Genomic DNA, 19044 nt, shown 5'->3' on the forward strand with positions numbered 1-19044 from the left:
GGGCTTTTCCGTGATTTGCGTCTTTTGCGCTTTTTCTAGCATCGTGTTGAAGTGCTTCAGAAGCATCCTTTATAATGATCCTTAATGATAATAATAATCGTTATCAATAACGGAATTGGAGCGAAAAAGGGATGCGCGATTTATATCAAATGAAGGATATCGAGCGGCTGTCGGCGGGGAATGAGGCGCACAGACGTTGGATAGATGCCTATACCTTTATTGTTGCCGAGGAGGGGAAGGGCGAGCTCCGTATCGACGGCTTGCGAATGCTGGTGGATTCCGGCACCGTACTGTTCTGCAACCCCGGGAGAATGATCGAATACTGCGCCGCCCCCGGAAGCGGCCTGCTGCTGGACTTGATTACGTTCCGCATCTTCACTTCGTCCGGTCAAGAAGAACGGCCCGCAGGACGAGCGGCGTATGAAGAAAGGCGGAGCCTGTGGCTTCCCGACGGCAAGCTGTATCCGGAGTCCTCTTACCGGATCGGGATGCTCGTCAAGGAGCTGAGAGCGCTCCGCAGTCAGGAGGCCGGGAATGATCCGTTCCGGCAGGAGATGCTGCTCTATGAACTGCTTCACCTGCTGGCGCCGGGCCGCCATGCAGACTCGGAGACGGACATCCGGCCGTCGCGTAAGGGGATCGAGTCTTGCGATCGACTACATGCATAAGCATTACCGGGAAGAAATCAGCCGGGACATGTTGGCGCATATGACGGGCTTTCACCCGCGCTTTTTTTCGATGCTGTTCAAGCGGGAGACCGGGCACAGCTTTTCCGACTATTTGGCCCGTATCCGGATCGACCGGGCGAAGGAGCAGCTGCTGCTGACGGGCGGGAGCCTGAACGATATCGCCCGTAATGTCGGTTATGCGGACGGGTTTTATTTAAGTCGCAAATTCAAGCAGGTCGTCGGCGTATCCCCGACAGGCTATGTGCGCGAACCGAAAAAAATCGTCGTCTACGACCTGGTCGGACATCTGCTTGCTCTCGGCATCAAGCCGCTCGGCGCTTCATACAATCAAGGGCTGAGCAGCCTGGCGCTGCTGAGGGAGGAGCTGGCGGGCACGCCTGATGTCGGCTACACGTCCGTGGAGCCGATGCTGGAGCTGGAGCCGGAGCTGATCATCGCGACGGACTGGTTGGGCCGTGGCATGATCGAGCAGCTGCACAAAATCGCGCCGACGCTTGTATTTCACAGCGGCGATCCGTTCGAGAGATTCAAGTCGCTGGCGGATATCCTGAAGCGGAGACGGGAAGCGGAAGCATTCATTGCCCGGTATGAGGAAAAAGGGAAGCGAGCGCGGGCGGAGCTGAGCGGTCTTGTCGGACCGAACGAGACGGCGGCCGTCTACGAGATTTGGGCCGACTGCCTCTGGGTCATGTGCGAATCGTACGGAAGAGGCGTCTACAATTTGTACAAGCCGCTCGGGTTCACTCCCCCGCCGAAGGTGAAGCGGGAGGTGCTGGACATCGGCCAACCGAAAAAAATTACGCTCGAAGAGCTGCCGGACTATGCGGCCGATCATATGTTCATCAGCGTATACCCGGTGAACGGCGGGGCCGAAAGAGCTGTTAAGGTGATGGAGAGCGCCATCTGGAAGCAGCTCCCTGCCGTACGGCGCAACCGGGTATATTCCATTGAGCTGGACGTGATTCATTCCGTTGACGTGCTGTCGCTGGAAAAGCAGCTCGATATCCAGACACAGTTGTTGAAATCCGCCCTCGGATGACCTTTTGTCCATAAAAATGATGATCATCGGATATGGTCATTCCGCCTTGGACTGATACAATACGAGATGGGATTTAAAATGATAATCATTATCATTGGCATCGGAGGGGGACTATGGGTCACATTAGCTTTAAACAGATGGCAAGGCTAGGGCTGCTTTTCGTTGTGATGGCGGCCGTTATTGCTGCTTGCAGCGGCAGGACGGAGAATCCGTCGAGTACGGCAGGAAATCGCGCAGCCACCGGGGACAAGCCGGGGACGAAAATATTCAAGGCGGAAAACGGGGAAATCGAGATCCCGGCGAACCCTCAGCGGATCGTCGCGATTCAGTTTGTGGGGGATCTGCTGGCGCTTGGCGTCAAGCCGGTCGGCGTGGGATCGATCGTATTGAGCAATTCCGAGCAATTGAAGGACGAGCTGGCCGGAGTAGCGGACGTCGGAGACGTTTCCGTCGAGAAGGTGCTGGAGCTGGTGCCGGATCTCATCGTTGCGCCGAGCTATTTGCCGCCTGAAGTGATCGAGAAGCTTGGCAAAATCGCGCCTACGGTGACTCTTCCGTGGGGAGGCTTCGCCGGATCAGACCCGCTGGAAGAAGTGCGCACGTTCGGCCGCATGCTCGGCAAGGAGAAGGAAGCGGAAGCCTGGATCGCGCGCTACAAGGAGAAGGCTGCGCAGGCGAAGCAGAAGCTGGCTGGTGTCATCGGGCCGGGGGAAACGGCGGCTTCCTACGAAATTTGGGCCAAAAATTTATGGGTCTGGGACAAAAATCAGCGGGCCGGGTACAATCTGTTTGCCACGCTCGGGTTAACGCCGCCGGACAAAGTGAAGAAGGACGTTTTCGAGCCGGGCAAGAGCCGGGACATCTCGCAAGAGGTGCTTCCGGAATATGCCGCGGACCATATGTTCGTTACGGTGTATCAGGAGGACGGCGGAGCGGAACGGGCCAAGGAGTTGATGGACAATTCCATATGGAAAAACCTTCCTGCGGTTAAAAGTAACCGGGTGTATTTGCTTAACTTGAAGCAATTCTGGTTTTCGGACGGACTGTCGCTGGAGAAGCAGCTGGACATTTTGACGGAAACGATTTTGTCCCGGAGCCAAAAGTAATAAACGCCGGTTCGTTTACAATTTATTTAATTGCGTTTGATGCTCCGATAACAAACCGCAGTACAATTAGAAAGTGTAAGGACAGCCAAATAAGCAGGGTACGAGACGAGGAGAAAACCCTTTTATGCAGCAAACGGAGGAGCCGGTTCGGCGCGCCCCCTCTGTTTGATGGATGGAAGGGTTTTTTTGTCATGTTCACATGAAGGGAGCTGTGCATACCGAACCGGATGTTGCCAGGATAAACGCTCTAAAAGCAGAAGCGGGATCGAAATGACCTACCAAGACGATAGGAAAGGACAGAATCCACAATGATACGTCATGCCAAATCGTTCTACGTATTTCTCATTATCGCATTACTTAGCGGGACGATTCCGGTCGGCCTTGTTCCGGGACAAGCCGAAGCCGCCGACACGGGACGAAAATCGATGATTGCCAAAAAGACGAAGAACGCACCCGTGATTGATGGACAGCTCGACGAATCCGTCTGGAGCATCGACCAGCCGTTAACCGTCCGTACAGGAGAGGGCATCTCCAAGGAGTCCAAATTCGGCCTCTTATGGGACAATCAATATCTCTATATCGGCGTGAAGGCCGACGACGATACGCTGATCCATAACGGACCGGGCTATTGGTTCGAGCAGGATAATATCAATTTATTCTTCGATCCGACGAATCACCGCTCGGCGCCGTTTGCAAGCGAGGACATGCAGCTCGGATTCGTCTATCAGCCGGGGGCGACGACTCCGGAGTTTCACTTCGGCGCAGCGCTGAATAATCACAGCGGCAAGGACGAGAAAAAAATACTGCGTGCCATCCGCACGACCGGCAGCGGCTGGACGCTCGAAGTGGCCGTGCCGTGGGATATGCTCCAGCTTGACCCGAGGCGGAACAAACAGTTCGGATTGGAAGTCGGCACGACCGACCGGTATGATGCCGCAGACCCTGCGAAGCAAAGGTCGAGCTATTGGAGCGCCTACAACACCACATCGTTCTGGAACGATACGTCCGGATACGGCACCGTCAAGCTGGACGACGGCAATCCGGTGACTGGAGCGGTGAATCCGGTCCTTTTGCAAGAGACGTTTGACGGTACCCCGTCAGGACAGCTTCCATTCGGCTGGATCTCCGACGTGAATGCGGGGAGCGATCCGTTTACGGTTGTGCAGGATACATACGGCAACGGGCGAATGGTATTCGACGGGAGCGCGTCAGGCAAGCAAGGTCGGGCGATTGCGCCGGTGCAGTGGGACAACTACGTGATAGAAGCGGACGTCCGATTCGAAAAAGTGCTGGATGCGGGACGCTGGGCTTCCCTCATGTTCCGCGGAGCCGCCAGCGGCAAAGCTCCTTACAACCAGATGGCGGTCCGGCAAAACGGCACCTACGAAATCGCCTACCGGAAGCCGGATAACGCGTGGTTCAGCCCCACACCTATGAGCGGGATATGGAAGCCGCTTGCTTTGAATAACGATTACACGATGAAAGTCCGCGTGTTCGACAACAACGTCAAAGAATACATCAAGGCGAAAAGCGATGCGGATTTTACACTGCTGACCGACAAAACCTTGAGTCCGAATGTGCTGCTGGAACGCGGCAAAATCGGCTTGCAGGCCGACCAGAGCAAAGTGTCGTTCGATAACGTGAAGGTCACGCGGATAACGGCCGATCGGCTCAATCTGGCGATTCCGCCAACGATGGAAGCGCTGACCGGACCGCTGAGCGTGACCGGCAACGTCTACTTCTCGGACGGCGTTACGGAAGCGGTCTATAGCGACCGGCTGAAGCTGTATTCCTCGGACGAGAGTACGATCAAAATCGTGGACGGCAAGCTGTATCCGGTCAAAGCGGGGAAAGCGACGATTCAATCGGTTTTCACCAATGCCGAAGCAGCGCAGGAGGTTACGGTTACGCCGTCGGCCACTGGGGCAAAAGTCGTTTCGCTCAAGCATAACGAAGGCTATGTGCTGGGCACCGCAGGCGGGACCATCGATCTCCAATCCATTGTATTTCAATCGGAGCTTAGCGATTTTACCTCAGGCCCGCTAAGCGGCGACCGTTTAATCTGGAGCTCGAACAGCAGCGGGATCACAATAGAAAACGGTAAAATCAGCGTCAAGCAAAAAGGCGTTCACACGCTGACCGCTTCCATCGATAGCGTATCGGTTCCGATTCTCGTTGTAGCGAAAGAAGCCGGGGACGCCGAGTACGTACTGTATGAAGAGAACTTCGACGCATTGCCGTACGGCGCGCTGCCGCCGGGCTGGACAAGAATCGAAGGCACGACGCCTAGTGCGGCCGTCGTGAAAGCCGGCGCATTCGAGCTGAATGCCAGCTCGGCCCCGGACAACCCGTCGCGCGTGCTGCTTCCGGACTATTTGAAGCTGTTCGGCAACTATAAAATCGAAGCGGATGTCACCCATCTGTCGGCCAATGATGCGGCGAGATGGAATTCGATCATGTTCCGTATCCAAAATAACGACCACCCTTATTACCAAATGGCAGTCCGCAAAGACGCGACGGCTTCCAATGGTGTCGAATTCGCCGAGCGGACCCCGTCGAACGGCTGGAACGTGACGGACCGCGGCTCGAACAACGAAGCGATCGACCCGGCGAAAATGTACCGTTACACGGTCAAAGCCTACGGCAACCGGGTGCAGGAGCTGATCGACAACCGCGTGATGGTCAACTCTGATGCGGCCTCCGCTTATGCCAAGGGCGGCATCGGCTTGCAGGCAAACGGCAGCAGGATGAAAGTGGACAACATCCGTATTACTTTGCAGCAGGAGGCGCTGCCGCCGATGCCGACAGACCGCTTCGTGAACGTCACCGAGCCGGAGACGAAGATTTCGCTTGCGCCGTCCGTTGTCAAGGAGGTTCGCAGCGGAGCGGATCTGGCAAGCTTGAACGGGCCCGCCCTGCCGGCGACGGTGATTCTGCATGTGAACCCTGAGTTGAAGGTGACTGACCCGTCAGGCGCGAACGTGCTCGGAAGCTTGGACGAGGTGCTGGCTTCGCTCGGCACCCGGATGATTCCGGCGTTCTATGTGAAGGATGAGCAAGCTGCCGATAAGCTGACCGACTATGTGCAGCGGACCGAGCTGGAAGACGCGTTCGTCGTCTCGGACCGTGGCGAGCTGGTCAAGCGGGTAAGAACGTCGTACCCGATGATCCGGGGCATTGTCGATTACAGCGCTGCGCCGGCCCCTATGACGCAGGAAAGCCTGCTCGATATCCGCAGAAAGACAACGGTCAATCAGGCGAAAATCGCCATCCTGCCGCAGAGCGCAGCTTCGATTGATAATGTTGCTTATTTGCAGCAGCGTCTGATCGCGGTATGGGCCAAGGAAACGGCAAGCGCAGCGGACAAAAGCGTGTCGATTCACCGGCTGATCACGGCCGGCACGAACGGCATCGTGACGGATTCTCCGGCGGCAGCCTTCGATGCGCTCAAGGTGTACTCGAACCAGACCACGCTGGTTCGCAAGCCGTATGTGATCGGCCACCGGGGCATTCCGTCGGAGGCGCCCGAAAATACGATTGAGAGCAACGAGCTTGCCGTCGATTACGGGGCGGACTTTATTGAGAACGACATGTACGTGACGACAGACGATCATCTGGTCATCATTCACGACGACGTGCTGCAAAATACGACGAACGGGTTCGGCAAGGTCGAGGACCATTCGCTGGAGCAGATCAAGGCGCTCAACGCGAGTAAGCCGAAGCCGGGCTATAAGGAAACGAAGGTGCCGACGCTGGACGAGCAGATCGATCTGGCCAAGCGACGCGGCATTATGGTATACGCCGAAATCAAAACAAGCAATCCGCGCGCGGTCGACGTGCTGGTGAAGCTGATCAAGGAGAAGAACGCGGAGCACCTGCTCAATGTCATGTCGTTCGATCCGAATCAGTTGAAGCGGTTCGCCGAGCAAATGCCTGGGATGCCGATAGGACTGCTGCACAGCGGCTTCGATACCTCGAACGTCAACAAATCGCTGCGCGAAACGTTGAAGATCGTTCAGAAGCAGAACGTTACGTATAACGTAGGGTATACCGGACTGAAGAAGGACTATATGGAAGCGGCCAAGCACCGGGGCGTTTTTATTTCCCCGTGGACGATTAACATCGAGAAAGATTACAAAAGCATGTTCGCGATGGGCGTTTATGGCCTTACGACCGACTATGCAAGCTACTCGAAAAACTGGGCCACCTCGGTTCTTCCTGAGAAGGACAAGTACGTGCTGGCGCAAAATGGAAGCATGGCCGTCACGGCGCAAGTGTATTCCTACGCTCGCGCAAAAACGATCGTCACGCCGGACATCGTTCTGCTGAACGGACAAGACGTCGTAGACGTGAACGGAGGCAAGGTTACAGCGAAAAAGCCGGGAACGGCGCACGCTTTATTAAGGTATACGGCGTCGATGGATGCAAGCAGCAAGTACGATCTGTATACGCAGCCCGTTATTTTTGAAGTGAAGGGCGACAACAGTAACGGCGGAGGCGACAACGGCGGAGGCGACAACGGCGGAGGCAACAACGGCGGAGGCGACAACGGCGGAGGCAACAACGGCGGAGGCAACAACGGCGGAGGCGACAACGGCGGAGGCGACAACGGCGGAGGCGACAACGGCGGAGGCAACAACGGCGGTGGAAACAACGGCGGAGGCAACAACGGCGGAGGCGACAACGGTGGAGGCAACAACGGCGAAGGCAACAACGGCGAGGGCAGCAGCGACAGCGATAGCAGCAGCACCGGTAGTACCGGCGGTACCGGCGGGAAGCCGACGGATGGCGTAGGTAAGCCTAACGTCCCTGCGGCCAAACCGGGAGCGGTGCTTGAAGCAACCGGCGGTAAATTAGACGCTGACACGCTGAAAGAAGCGTTCCGTGCCAACTCCGGCGTCGAAGTGAAATTTACCGGCGAAAAGCTGGAGCTGGCAGCGGCAGGCTTGTCCGATGCGAGCCGCAAGAACGGCGCGACGCTGGCGGTAACCGGGGATAGCGGCCGATATACGCTGCCATTGGACGCGCTGAAGCTGGAAGCTTTGGCTCGGCAGCTTGGCTCGGCGGTAAGCGATATGTCGATCCGTTTTGCGATCAAGAAGCTGAGCGGCAGCGAACACAACGAGATCAAGCTGGCTGCGAACGGCGCGTCGGTCGCAGACGGCGTCCATCTCTCGGTGGAGGCGGCGAACAAAGAAGGACGCACGGTGCCGGTATCGTTCGGGTCCGCACCGATTACGTATCAATTGCTTCTTGGCCAAGCCGTGGACCGGTCCAAAGCGACCGGAGTCCTCTATGATCCGGCCACGAAACGGGTCCGGTTCGTTCCGACCCTCTTCGATACGAGGAACGGACAAACGGCTGCGACGCTGAAGCGGAGCGGGAACGGCACATTTGCCATTATCGAAATGAACAAAAGCTTTGCGGATATGGCAAACCATTGGGCACAAGCGGATGTCGAGCTGCTCGCTAATAAGCTCGTTGTTGAAGGGGTTAGCGACAACCGGTTCGAAGGCGATCGTCCGATCACCCGCTCGGAATTCGCGGCGCTGCTTGTCCGCGCATTGGGCCTCAGTCCTGTGACGGCACAAGGCGGATTCAACGATGTGGCTCCCGGAGCCTGGTATGCGGAGGATGTAGCGGCCGCAGCGGCAGCAGGACTCATCAGCGGATATGAGGACGGTTCGTTCCGTCCGGACCGGCAAATTAAGCGCGAAGAACAGGCGGCCATGCTGATCCGCGCCATGTCTTATGCAGGATTGGAGACACAGCTATCGCAGGCGAAGCAGAGCGAGGTTTTGGCGCCGTTTAAGGACGGCGGTCGCTTGGGCTGGGCGAAGGCCGAAGTAGCTGCAGCGATTCATGCCGGTCTGATGAACGGAATGACGGCGGAGACGCTCGAAGCGGATGGAATTGCAACGCGGGCTCAATCCGTGGTAATGCTGAAGCGTTTCTTAAGTAAAGCGAACTATATCAATTAACTTACGAAAATGAAGCTTTGTTGGAAGCAAGTCTGCCCGGGCTGCCAAGCCTGGGCAGCGATATTGTGCAAAAAAGCCCGTTAAATTTGCCCCTTCCAAGTCGAAAAGGGGAGCGGGCTATTGGCGTTTATCGTATAATCGAGTTAGGAACGAAAACAGTTTCCCCGGCTGGACGGGATGGAGGTTGGAAAATGAAGGTCAGACGAATTGTTGCCAATATTGACACCCGGAAGATCGAGGCAGCCAAAAGCTTTTATCACGACGTGCTCGGCCTCGATCTATTGATGGACCATGGATGGATCGCCACTTATGGCTCGAACGAGGTGATGAGCGTTCAAATCAGCTTCGCCTCGGAAGGGGGTTCCGGCACGCCTACGCCAGACCTGTCCATTGAAGTCGACGACATAGAGGCTGCGCTCGAACGCGTGAAGAGAGCCGGATTTGCGGTCGAATACGGCCCGATGAACGAGCCGTGGGGCGTTCGGCGCTTCTTTGTCCGGGACCCGTTCGGCAAGCTTGTCAACATCCTTGCACATGTCCAGGCGGACTAAATCGTTATAACGATTTTCCCCGTCTTCTTCCTGCAACCTATATCCTCGCTGAGATCGTATAGGGGGTGTAGGATATAACTGGAAATGCAGGGGAGGAACCGACGTGATTGTAGAACTGGATGTAAACGAATACTCGAAAATAACGCCTCTGTTGTCGGAGGAGGACAAAACGAATGTTGCGCTGATGAGCATTGTGGCAGGCAACAACAAGGGCAAAATTTTCGTCGACGATTCTGAGCATCCAAGAACGGCCATGATCTGGGCGATCGCGAGCATCGCTTTTTTCGCAGGAGATTGCCGCAATTCCGAATTTACCGCTCATTTGAATTCGTATATGGGCCGGAAAATAAAACAGGATTCCTTGGATATCATCGGGGGCACCTGGTTCACCATTGCGGTTGGGGACGAAGCCTGGGACAAGGCTTTAAATGAAGCGTTAACAGACTACGAATTGGTTGAGGGCGAGGATTTGGAATTTGATTTTGCGGCGGACCGCTATTCGATGCTCAGGCAGGCGCAGGCGGAAAGCCGTATTCAGGTAACACCGCTCGATGCCGAGCTCTTAAACGATCCGGAAAATGACTTCGTTCTCGAAGACTTGAACGAATTCTGGAATTCGCCCGGCGACTTTATGGACAAAGGGTTCGGCTACTGCGTGTTGAAGGACGGGATCGTGCAGAGCGTCTGCTTCTCTGGCTATGTTTACGGGAACGGACATGACCTTGTCGTCCGCACCTACGAGGAAGAGGAGCGGCAGAAGGGGCTCGGAGCGGCGGTCACCTTCGCTTATCTCGATCATTGCGTCCGCAGCGGTCTGGTGCCTCATTGGACGACGGATGAGGAGAATGAGGCGTCCATTGCGCTGGCCAACAAATGCGGTTTCGTGCTGAAGGAGAAGTCGAAAATATACGAATTCGAATTTTAGCTTATTCGTAGGGCGCTTAAGGGGGAGCATCGGTAGAACCGAATGGCTTCCTCTTTTTTCATGTCTTCAATTCGCAGAAAAGTAGATTTTTCGGCCTACAAAAATTGCCGGGTCCATACATTGGAAAAAAGGAAAATCGCGAATGTTGTCGAATTTACAATGATGCATGACTTCACGACTAAAAACAAGCCGAAGCGGTATTCGAGATATACAAATTATTGACTTAATGATGAATTATAGTATAATAGGAAAAAATTACAAAATTCAGTTTTATAGCTCTGTTTAGCTTATAGTCTATAGAAAAGAGCTTGGCGTGAAGGCGAAATGTCCGGACATGCTAAGTTTTTTATTTTTAGCAAGAATGATTGCGGAGGGGAGTCCTAGGAAACAGCCATTTTAACAAAATAATTGTAAGCGTTTACTAGAAAATGACATTATTGGAAGTGGGGTATTGTTATATGGCTAATGCAATCGAGGAGAAGGACAACCGTCTCAAGCGTTCCATGAAAAGCCGGCATATGTTTATGATTTCGCTCGGCGGGGCCATCGGCACGGGCTTGTTTGTCAGTACGGGGTACTTGATCAATCAAGCCGGGCCGGGCGGAGTCGTTCTGGCCTATTTGGCCGGCGGACTTCTTATGTATCTGGTCATGCTGTGTTTGGCCGAGCTGGCGGTCGTGATGCCCGTGACGGGTTCTTTTCAGGCCTATACGACCAAGTTTATAGGTCCGGCAACCGGGTTTACGATCGGCTGGCTGTATTGGATCAACTGGATTGTCGCCGTCGGCTCCGAATGGGTCGGGGCCGGGATTCTGATGACCCGATGGTTCCCGGACGTGCCCTCGTGGGTGTGGATCTCGGTGTTCATTGTGCTGATGTTCCTGCTAAACGCCTTTTCCGCGAGTATTTTTGCCGAATCCGAATTCTGGTTCTCCGGCATTAAAGTGACGACGATCATGCTGTTCATTTTGTTAGGGCTGGCCGCTATCGTGGGACTTATGCCATTCGAGGGATTGAATGCGGCACCGATCCGTTCGGGCTTCGCCCATGACGGAGGGCTATTCCCCAATGGGTTTATTCCCGTATTTATGACGATGGTGGCCGTCAATTTCAGCTATCAGGGGACGGAGCTTATCGGCATTGCCGCGGGAGAGAGTGAGAACCCCGAGGAGTCGGTTCCGAGGGCGACTAGAAATACGATTTGGAGAATTTTATTTCTATTCGTGACGTCGGTCATTGTCCTCGGTTCGCTGATTCCGTGGCAGGAGGCCGGATTGACGGACAGTCCGTTTGTGCTTGTTTTTGATAAAATGGGCATTCCGTTTGCCGCCGATATTATGAATTTTGTTATTTTGACGGCGCTGCTTTCGGCGAGCAACTCCGGGCTGTATGCTTCCTCGCGGATGCTGTGGGCGCTCTCCAAAAGCAATATGGCCAGTCCTTACTTAAGCAAGCTGACCCCTCAAGGCGTACCGTTTCGGGCGCTTACCGTCAGCGCCGTTATTGCGTCGCTCGCCTTGATTTCAAGCGTCGTGGCCCCGGACACCGTATTTTTGTGGCTGAGCGGCATATCCGGCTTTGCCGGAATTTTGGTTTGGATGGGAGTCGCCTTATCGCAATATTTGTTCCGCCGACGTTATATCGCCGAAGGGAACAGCGTTCACGATTTGAAGTACAGGGTCAAGCTGTTTCCTTTTGTGCCTATTTTCGCGATCATCCTGTGCATCGTTGCGCTGGTAGGGCTTGCCTTCGACCAAGAGCAAAAAATCGCTCTTTACTACGGAATCCCGTTTACGATCATTTGCTATTTGGTTCACTATCTGTTTTACCGGCACAAGCACCCGAAGCAAGAGCAGGCGGAGAAAAGCTTATAAAAGGGCTCTCGAAGCCCCCAAAGGTCTATGGAAGATTACCTTTCATAGGCCTTTTCTTTTGCCGGGACTACAGTCGGCGCGAGTCTCTCGCTTTACACGGGGGAATCGGTTTGCTAGAATAGGATCTAATTGTTAACCAGTTATAATTTATTTAGGTTAACAATAAAATGCGATAAGGGCGGTGATCGGTGATGGAAACGGCCACAACCTGCGAAGAGCTGGCAGCTTGGAATAAGGCGTACTTATGGCATCCGTTTACACAGATGAAGGACTACGTTAAAAGCGAGCCTCTCATTATCGAACGGGGCGAAGGCATCTTGCTTTACGATGTTCGGGGGCGCGCTTACTATGACGGGTTTTCGTCGGTCTGGCTCAACGTGCACGGACACAACGTTCCCGAGTTGAACGAAGCGGTAACGTCCCAACTGGCGAAAGTCGCTCACTCGACTCTGCTCGGCATGGCCAATGTGCCGGCGATCGAGCTGGCTGCGAACCTGGTGCGTATCGCTCCGAAACGGCTGACGAAGGTGTTTTATTCCGATGCCGGTGCGACTGGCGTGGAGATTGCGCTCAAGATGGCGTTCCAGTACTGGCACAACCGGGGCATCGGCCGCAAAACGAAATTTATTACGATGAACCAGGCTTACCACGGGGATACGCTCGGCGCCGTTAGCGTCGGTGCGATTCCGCTATACCACGATGTCTTCCGGCCGCTGCTGTTTTCCTCTTACGTCATACCTTATCCTTACGCTTACCGCACTGCGGGCGGGGCTTCCGCGGCGATGGAAGCAACGCTGTCCGCGCTGCGGGAGCTGCTGGAGTCGCGGGCGGACGAGATTGCGGCGCTCCTTGTGGAGCCTGTCGTGCAAGGCGCGAGCGGCATCATCGTCATGCCGCAAGGATGCTTGCGCGAGATTGCCGCGCTGTGCCGCAAGCACGACGTGCTGCTGATCGCCGACGAGGTGGCGACAGGCTTCGGCCGCACCGGAGCGATGTTCGCCTGCGATTTGGAGGGCGTATCGCCCGACTTGATGGTCGTCGGCAAAGGATTAACCGGCGGCTATCTGCCGTTGGCTGCGACGCTGGCAACTGATGAGATATATGCTGCTTTTTATGCGGACTACTCGGAGCAAAAAACGTTTTTTCACGGTCACTCGTATACGGGCAATCCACTTGGCTGCGCCGTCGCGCTGGCCAGCCTCCGGCTTCTCGAAGAACGGAAGATGATACATACGGTAAATGCAAAGGCTGCATTCGCGGCGAAGAAATTGGCTCTGCTTGCCGATTGGCCGCATGTCGGCGAGATCCGGCAGCAAGGTCTGATGATCGGGATCGAGCTTGTCCGGGATAAAAAGTCCCGCGAGCCTTATGTCTGGACGGACCGCATCGGCGTCCGCGTCAGCATGCGGGCGCGAGAGCTCGGCATGCTGACCCGCCCGCTCGGCAACGTAGTTGTTTTGATCCCGCCTCTCGCCAGTACGGAAGCGGAGCTGGCAGCGATGACGGATATTTTGGCCGCTGCGATCTGCGACGTCACCGAGGAAGGCTGGGGAGCGTGACCGGATCGCACGTGTCGTCTGTGCACGGCAATGAGAAGCCGGCGAGCCGGAAGCGGTGGCGCGGAATATTCGTCACGGGCACGGATACCGGCGTCGGCAAGACGGTAATTACCGCGGCCATCGCCGCCGCGCTTCGCAGCGAAGGGCGGAACGTCGGCGTCTGGAAGCCGGTCCAGAGCGGGGGGCTTCTCGGCGAGGGAATCACCGACGCCGAACGGCTGCTGCGCGGGACGGGTATCGCCGAGCGGCCGGAACAGGTCGCGCCGTTTACGTTCGCAGCGCCGCTGGCTCCCGCACTTGCCGCCAAGCAAGCCGGGATAGACTTGACGACGGCCGGACTTCTGGCGGCAGGGGAACCGTTGGCCGAACGGTACGACGCCCTGCTGATCGAAGGGGCAGGGGGCGCTGCCGTGCCGTTAACCTCCGACGCCCTCGTTGCGGATTTTATCGCCGAGCTTGGCGTTCCGGCGCTGATCGTCGCCCGCAGCGGTCTGGGCACCGTCAACCATACGCTGTTAACCGCAGCGCTGCTTCGGCAGCGGGGAATTCCCGTCGCGGGCGTCGTGATGAACGAGGTCGATCACGCGACATCGCGCACCGACCCGAGCACCGCTGCGAATGCGGAGCTGATTGAGCGCTACGGCAGCCTCCGCGTGCTGGGACGGTTCCCGTGGGTAAGCGGCGAAGCCACGATGGAGAGACTCGTGCGAGCCGTAAAGCAGCATATCGACATTTCACCGGTCCGACAAATATTGGAAAACGTAACAAATTCGTAGGAGGAGAGGGAGATGAGGATGAAGGCAATCGGAACACCGCAAACACCCGAAACACTCGAAAAGGCTGCGGATTGGCAGGCGCTGGCTCAAAAAGCGCTGGACGGAGAACGCTTGTCCGTCGAAGAAGGGCTCGCCGTGCTGGAGGCCGACAACGACGAAGTGATGCCGCTGCTGCAGGCCGTTTTTCGGGTACGCAAACATTTTTACGGCAAGAAAGTCAAGCTGAACATGATTATTAACGCCAAAAGCGGCCTTTGCCCCGAGGACTGCGGCTATTGCGCTCAATCCGTCGTATCCTCTGCGCCAATCGCCAAGTATCCGCTGTTGGAAAAAGCCACGCTGCTGGCCGGCGCGCGCGAAGCGATGGCCCGTCAAGCGGGAACCTATTGCATCGTCGCGTCCGGCAAAGGCCCGACGGACAAAGAATTGGATCAGGTCATCGAAGCGGTGAAGGAAATCCGCGCGACAATGCCGCTCAAAATTTGCGCGTGCCTCGGCCTTCTGAAGGACGATCAAGCCGAACGCCTCGCGGAAGCGGGCGTACACCGCTACAATCATAACTTGAACACGAGCAGGGCGAACTACCCTTCCATCACGACAACCCATACCTACGATCAACGGGTCGAGAGCGTGGAAAAGGTGAAACGCTACGGCTTGTCCCCTTGCTCCGGCGTCATTATCGGCATGGGCGAGACGAACCGCGAAATCGTGGAGATGGCTTACGCGCTTCGGGAGCTGGAGGCCGACTCGATTCCGATCAACTTCTTGAACGCCATTCCGGGGACTCCGCTGGAACAAGCGGGCCGTACTCCCGCGATGAAGGCGCTCAAGGTGCTGGCGCTGTTCCGGTTGATCTGCCCATCGAAGGAAATCCGCGTGGCGGGCGGGCGCGAGGTCAATCTCCGGACGCTTCAGCCGCTTGGCTTGTACGCCGCCAATTCGCTGTTCGTCGGCGATTATTTGACGACGAAAGGGCAGGACGCTGCGGCCGATTATCAAATGATCGAGGATTTGGGCTTCGAGATTGAACAATGTGCTCTATAAGGCGGTGACGGCATGGAATGGATCGAAGACGAGCTTCAGAAGCTGGTAGATCGGTCGCTAAACCGGTCGCTGCAGATCAGCTCCACGGTATTCGACCGCCAAGGTTACGTGCTGCGCGGACAAAAAACGCTGCTTGACCTGTCGTCCAACGACTACCTCGGTCTGGCCCGACATCCGGCTATTGCTGACGCCATGGCACAAGCGCTTCTCGCCGAGGGTGCCGGTTCTGGCGCATCGCGTCTGATCACCGGCAACCGGCCTCCCTATAGCCGTCTGGAAGATGCTCTCGCCGCTTGGCAGCAGAGCGAGGCAGCGCTTGTTTTTGCCAACGGCTATATGGCGAACCTTGGCGTCATCCAGGCGCTTGCAGGCCGCGGAGATGTCGTGTTCAGCGACCGGCTGAATCACGCGAGCATTGTGGACGGTATCGGGCTAAGCCGCGCCGAGCACGTCCGGTACCGCCATAACGACACGGAGCATTTGCGCCGGTTATTGCACAAGCACCGCGACGCAAGACGCAAGCTGATCGTCACGGACGCGGTTTTCTCGATGAACGGCGATCAGGCGCCGCTGGCCGAGCTTGTTGCGCTGAAGCGGGAGTACGGAGCTATCCTCATGGTCGACGAGGCCCATAGCGGTGGGGTCTATGGGGCACGCGGCGAAGGGCTGTGTCATGCGCTGGGGCTGCAGGGCGGCGTGGACGTGCACGTGGGCACCTTCAGCAAGGCGTTCGGTGTCTACGGAGCCTACGTTTCCGGCAGCCGTACGCTCATCCGCTTGTTGGTCAACAAGGCGAGGCCGATCATCTATTCGACGGCGCCGCCTCCTTCCGTGATTGCCGGGATTACGGAAGCTCTGAAGCTGGTGCAGACGGAATGCCAGCGGCGCGAACGGCTTGCCGCGTCCAGTCGGCAGTTCCGCTCGACGCTGCGCGTGGCGGGCTTTCAGGTCGGGCCCGGCGATTCGCCGATCGTCCCGGTTATCGTCGGAGATAACGCGACTGCCCTGCGTTTCAGCTCTGCGCTGGAATCGGAAGGCATCGCCGCCGTTGCCGTTCGTCCCCCGACGGTCCCGGAAGGGACGGCGCGCATCCGCTTTTCCTTATCGGCTGCGCATAATCCGGACGACTTGGCCGATGCCGCCCGCCGCATCGAACAGGTCGCGGTTCGGTTGGGGGTGCTGGCGCCATGACGAACCCGATTCGCATCTTCGCGAATAGAGCGTCGCGCGGCGCATCGGCCAGAACGCCAACAACGGCAAAGCCGCGCGGCGCCGTTATTTTATGGCTGACCGGATGGAGCATGCCGGAAACGGTATTCGCGGAGCTTCAATCGCATCTGCCAGAGTTCGTTCATGCCCCGGTACGATTGAGCTGCGCCGAAACGCCGGAGCAGATGAGGGCTCTGGCAGAAACGGCTGCCGCCGCCTGGTTCACCGGGACAGACGGCGCCCTTCCGAGCCTCGCGTCCTCCCGCAGAAGCGGAAAGCTTCTGATCGCCGGTTGGTCCCTCGGCGGATTGCTTGCGCTGCGGCTCGCCGCCCGGGGGTTCGCGGACGGCCTTGTGCTTTTCGGCGCGACCGCCCGATTCGTCCGCTCCAAGGAACAGGCGAATCTCGGCTGGCCCGACGCCGTTCTCCGGCACATGGCGGCGTCTATCGCCAAGGATCGGCTAGCGGTTGAGGCTCGATTCCGCCAACGGCTGCTTTCGGATGAGGAGAAGAAAACCGGCTTCTGCCCGGAGCTTCCTCCGGCAGGAAGCTGGCCGACCGCAGCGCTGCTTGCGGGTATTCAGCTTTTGCGGACAGAGATCCATGTCCCGGCATTGCCGGAGATTGCTTGTCCGACGCTTCTTGTCCACGGCAAAGAGGACGAAGTATGCCCGTACGGTGCGGCAGAGGAGCTGTATGAACGGCTGCCGCAAGCGGAAATCCTGCCGGTCGAAGGCGGCGGGCATATCCCGTTTCTTGGGCGGGAGGCCGTTATCGCTGAAGCGATAAGGAGGTGGTCGCATGGAACACAGGCTGCATGCGATTCGCCGTCGGTTTGACCGCTCCGCCAAGGAATCCTATGACGTGCATGCGCGCGTTCAACGCGTTATGGCGGACAAGCTCGGCGGGTCGCTGGCCAACCGGAAGCAGAGAGCCGGCGAAACACGGCCGCATCTGCTGGAGATCGGCTGCGGCACCGGCCTGTTGACCGAGATTTTGCTGCGCGATTGGCCCGATGCGGTCATCACCTCGCTGGATATCGCCCCGGCCATGCTGGAAGCGGCGGAACGGCGCATTCGGACTAAGGCGCCATCGGCTGCCGCAAACCAACGGCTCCCCGTGAGCTTCCATCTAGCGGATGCCGAAGCGTGGGCCGCCCAAGCGGAGCCGTTGTCGTTTGATCTTATCGTCTCAAACGCTTGCTTTCAATGGCTGGGCAGCCCGCAGGAAACGCTGCGGCATTTGCGGCGGCTGCTCCGCCCCGGCGGTTTATTGGCGTTCACGACCTTCGGTCCGGAGACGTTCCGCGAGCTGCACGAATCGTTCGCCGCCGTATACCGCTCCCGCGGTCTGGAGCCGCAGCGGCACGGCCTTCCGTTTCTGTCTGCCGGCGAGTGGCGGACCCAGCTTCAATATGCGGGCTTTGCGGAGGTTTGGGAAGAGAGCGCCATCCGGACCGAAGGCTATGCCTCCGTCAGTGAATTTCTGCACTCGGTCAAAGCAACGGGAGCCAGCGCATCGGCAGCAGACGCTCCGCGCGGCCTTGGCTGGCGCTCCTTATTCGCCGGTATGTTTCGGGAGTACGAAAAACGGTTTCCGGCCCCGGAAGGAATTTCGGCCACGTACCAGCTTCTTTTGCTCCAAGCGGAAGTTCCCTCATGACAAAGCTTCCTGGAAACGGTAAAATGGAAAGGAAGTTACCGGAGGTGGATGGCGATGTGCCGTTATGCAATGTATGGCCCGTACAAAAATATTTACGCTTGCTTTTCGTGCCGCAAAGTATTCAAGCAAACGTCCGAATATGAACTGAGCAAAATCGAAGCGGCGAACAGACAATACAAATGTCCGCAATGCGGGGAAGTCATGAATAATATGGGACACGACTTTCAAGCGCCTAAGCAGAAGGATACCAAGCAGTGGAAAAAAGTCGAAATTCTGTATGCTCACGGCTTCAGCTATCATACCTGTGGCTGCAATGGACCGGGGTACCGGCCGGCGAAGCTGAACGAAGTCGAAGCGTTTCTGGAGGCGAATCGAACGTTCAAGACCGAAGGAGAAGTCTTGCTGCGGAAGCTGTCGGTCAAGGCGTAGAACTGAAAATAAACGAAAAAAAGGCCGGGGATGCTTTCCCACAGGCCTTTTTTTGATGGCTCGACGGACCTTTCGATCATTCGAGCCACTAGGACTTAGTGTACCGTATTTTGGAAGTTCACGGCAAGAGAACATTTATTCGGTTCCATCGGCCAAATGAATACATTTTACCAAATTTGAGCAATGTATCAGTAGAACCA

Annotated in this window: 14 protein-coding genes; all 14 read left to right on the forward strand. The window is 56.8% G+C overall.

The window, feature by feature from the left end; genetic code table 11:
* Window positions 1-131: 131 nt before the first annotated feature.
* Window positions 132-668, forward strand: a complete 537-nt coding sequence (locus PEL01S_RS08000) for an AraC family ligand binding domain-containing protein (RefSeq protein WP_127459959.1) — start codon at window positions 132-134, stop codon at window positions 666-668.
* A complete protein-coding gene (locus PEL01S_RS08005) occupies window positions 565-1728 on the forward strand; it encodes a helix-turn-helix domain-containing protein (RefSeq protein WP_164824261.1) in 1164 nt (387 codons plus the stop codon). The genes PEL01S_RS08000 and PEL01S_RS08005 overlap by 104 nt, the downstream gene beginning before the upstream one ends.
* Before the next feature lie 113 nt (window positions 1729-1841).
* Window positions 1842-2834, forward strand: a complete 993-nt coding sequence (locus PEL01S_RS08010) for an iron-hydroxamate ABC transporter substrate-binding protein (RefSeq protein WP_127459961.1) — start codon at window positions 1842-1844, stop codon at window positions 2832-2834.
* Window positions 2835-3142: 308 nt separating this feature from the next.
* On the forward strand, window positions 3143-8815 hold the full coding sequence (locus PEL01S_RS08015; protein WP_127459962.1) for a glycerophosphodiester phosphodiesterase family protein: 5673 nt from the start codon (window positions 3143-3145) through the stop codon (window positions 8813-8815).
* A 191-nt stretch (window positions 8816-9006) separates the two neighbouring features.
* Window positions 9007-9366, forward strand: a complete 360-nt coding sequence (locus PEL01S_RS08020; RefSeq protein ID WP_063184707.1) for a VOC family protein — start codon at window positions 9007-9009, stop codon at window positions 9364-9366.
* A 103-nt stretch (window positions 9367-9469) separates the two neighbouring features.
* Window positions 9470-10291: a GNAT family N-acetyltransferase gene (locus tag PEL01S_RS08025; protein WP_127459963.1), complete on the forward strand. Its 822-nt coding sequence runs from the start codon at window positions 9470-9472 to the stop codon at window positions 10289-10291.
* A 458-nt stretch (window positions 10292-10749) separates the two neighbouring features.
* A complete protein-coding gene (locus tag PEL01S_RS08030; RefSeq protein WP_127459964.1) occupies window positions 10750-12165 on the forward strand; it encodes an amino acid permease in 1416 nt (471 codons plus the stop codon).
* Window positions 12166-12356: 191 nt separating this feature from the next.
* Window positions 12357-13724: an adenosylmethionine--8-amino-7-oxononanoate transaminase gene (bioA, locus tag PEL01S_RS08035; protein ID WP_127459965.1), complete on the forward strand. Its 1368-nt coding sequence runs from the start codon at window positions 12357-12359 to the stop codon at window positions 13722-13724.
* Window positions 13721-14500, forward strand: coding sequence for a dethiobiotin synthase (gene bioD / locus PEL01S_RS08040; protein ID WP_127459966.1), 780 nt, complete (start codon window positions 13721-13723; stop codon window positions 14498-14500). The genes bioA and bioD overlap by 4 nt, the downstream gene beginning before the upstream one ends.
* 18 nt (window positions 14501-14518) lie before the next feature.
* On the forward strand, window positions 14519-15544 hold the full coding sequence (gene bioB / locus PEL01S_RS08045) for a biotin synthase BioB (RefSeq protein WP_127460045.1): 1026 nt from the start codon (window positions 14519-14521) through the stop codon (window positions 15542-15544).
* Window positions 15545-15556: 12 nt separating this feature from the next.
* Window positions 15557-16735 carry an 8-amino-7-oxononanoate synthase gene (gene bioF / locus PEL01S_RS08050; RefSeq protein WP_063184703.1) on the forward strand — a complete coding sequence of 393 codons (1179 nt, stop codon included), beginning with the start codon at window positions 15557-15559 and terminating at the stop codon, window positions 16733-16735.
* Window positions 16732-17592: an alpha/beta hydrolase gene (locus PEL01S_RS08055; RefSeq protein ID WP_063184702.1), complete on the forward strand. Its 861-nt coding sequence runs from the start codon at window positions 16732-16734 to the stop codon at window positions 17590-17592. Before bioF ends, PEL01S_RS08055 begins: the two co-directional genes overlap by 4 nt.
* Window positions 17555-18415 (forward strand): malonyl-ACP O-methyltransferase BioC, encoded by an 861-nt coding sequence (gene bioC, locus PEL01S_RS08060; RefSeq protein WP_063184701.1) that lies wholly within the window; start codon window positions 17555-17557, stop codon window positions 18413-18415. The genes PEL01S_RS08055 and bioC overlap by 38 nt, the downstream gene beginning before the upstream one ends.
* A 54-nt stretch (window positions 18416-18469) precedes the next feature.
* Window positions 18470-18844, forward strand: a complete 375-nt coding sequence (locus PEL01S_RS08065; protein ID WP_063184700.1) for a hypothetical protein — start codon at window positions 18470-18472, stop codon at window positions 18842-18844.
* Window positions 18845-19044: the final 200 nt, after the last annotated feature.

The sequence above is a fragment of the Paenibacillus elgii NBRC 100335 genome (assembly GCF_004000865.1).
GTDB classification, from domain to species: Bacteria; Bacillota; Bacilli; order Paenibacillales; family NBRC-103111; genus Paenibacillus_G; species Paenibacillus_G elgii.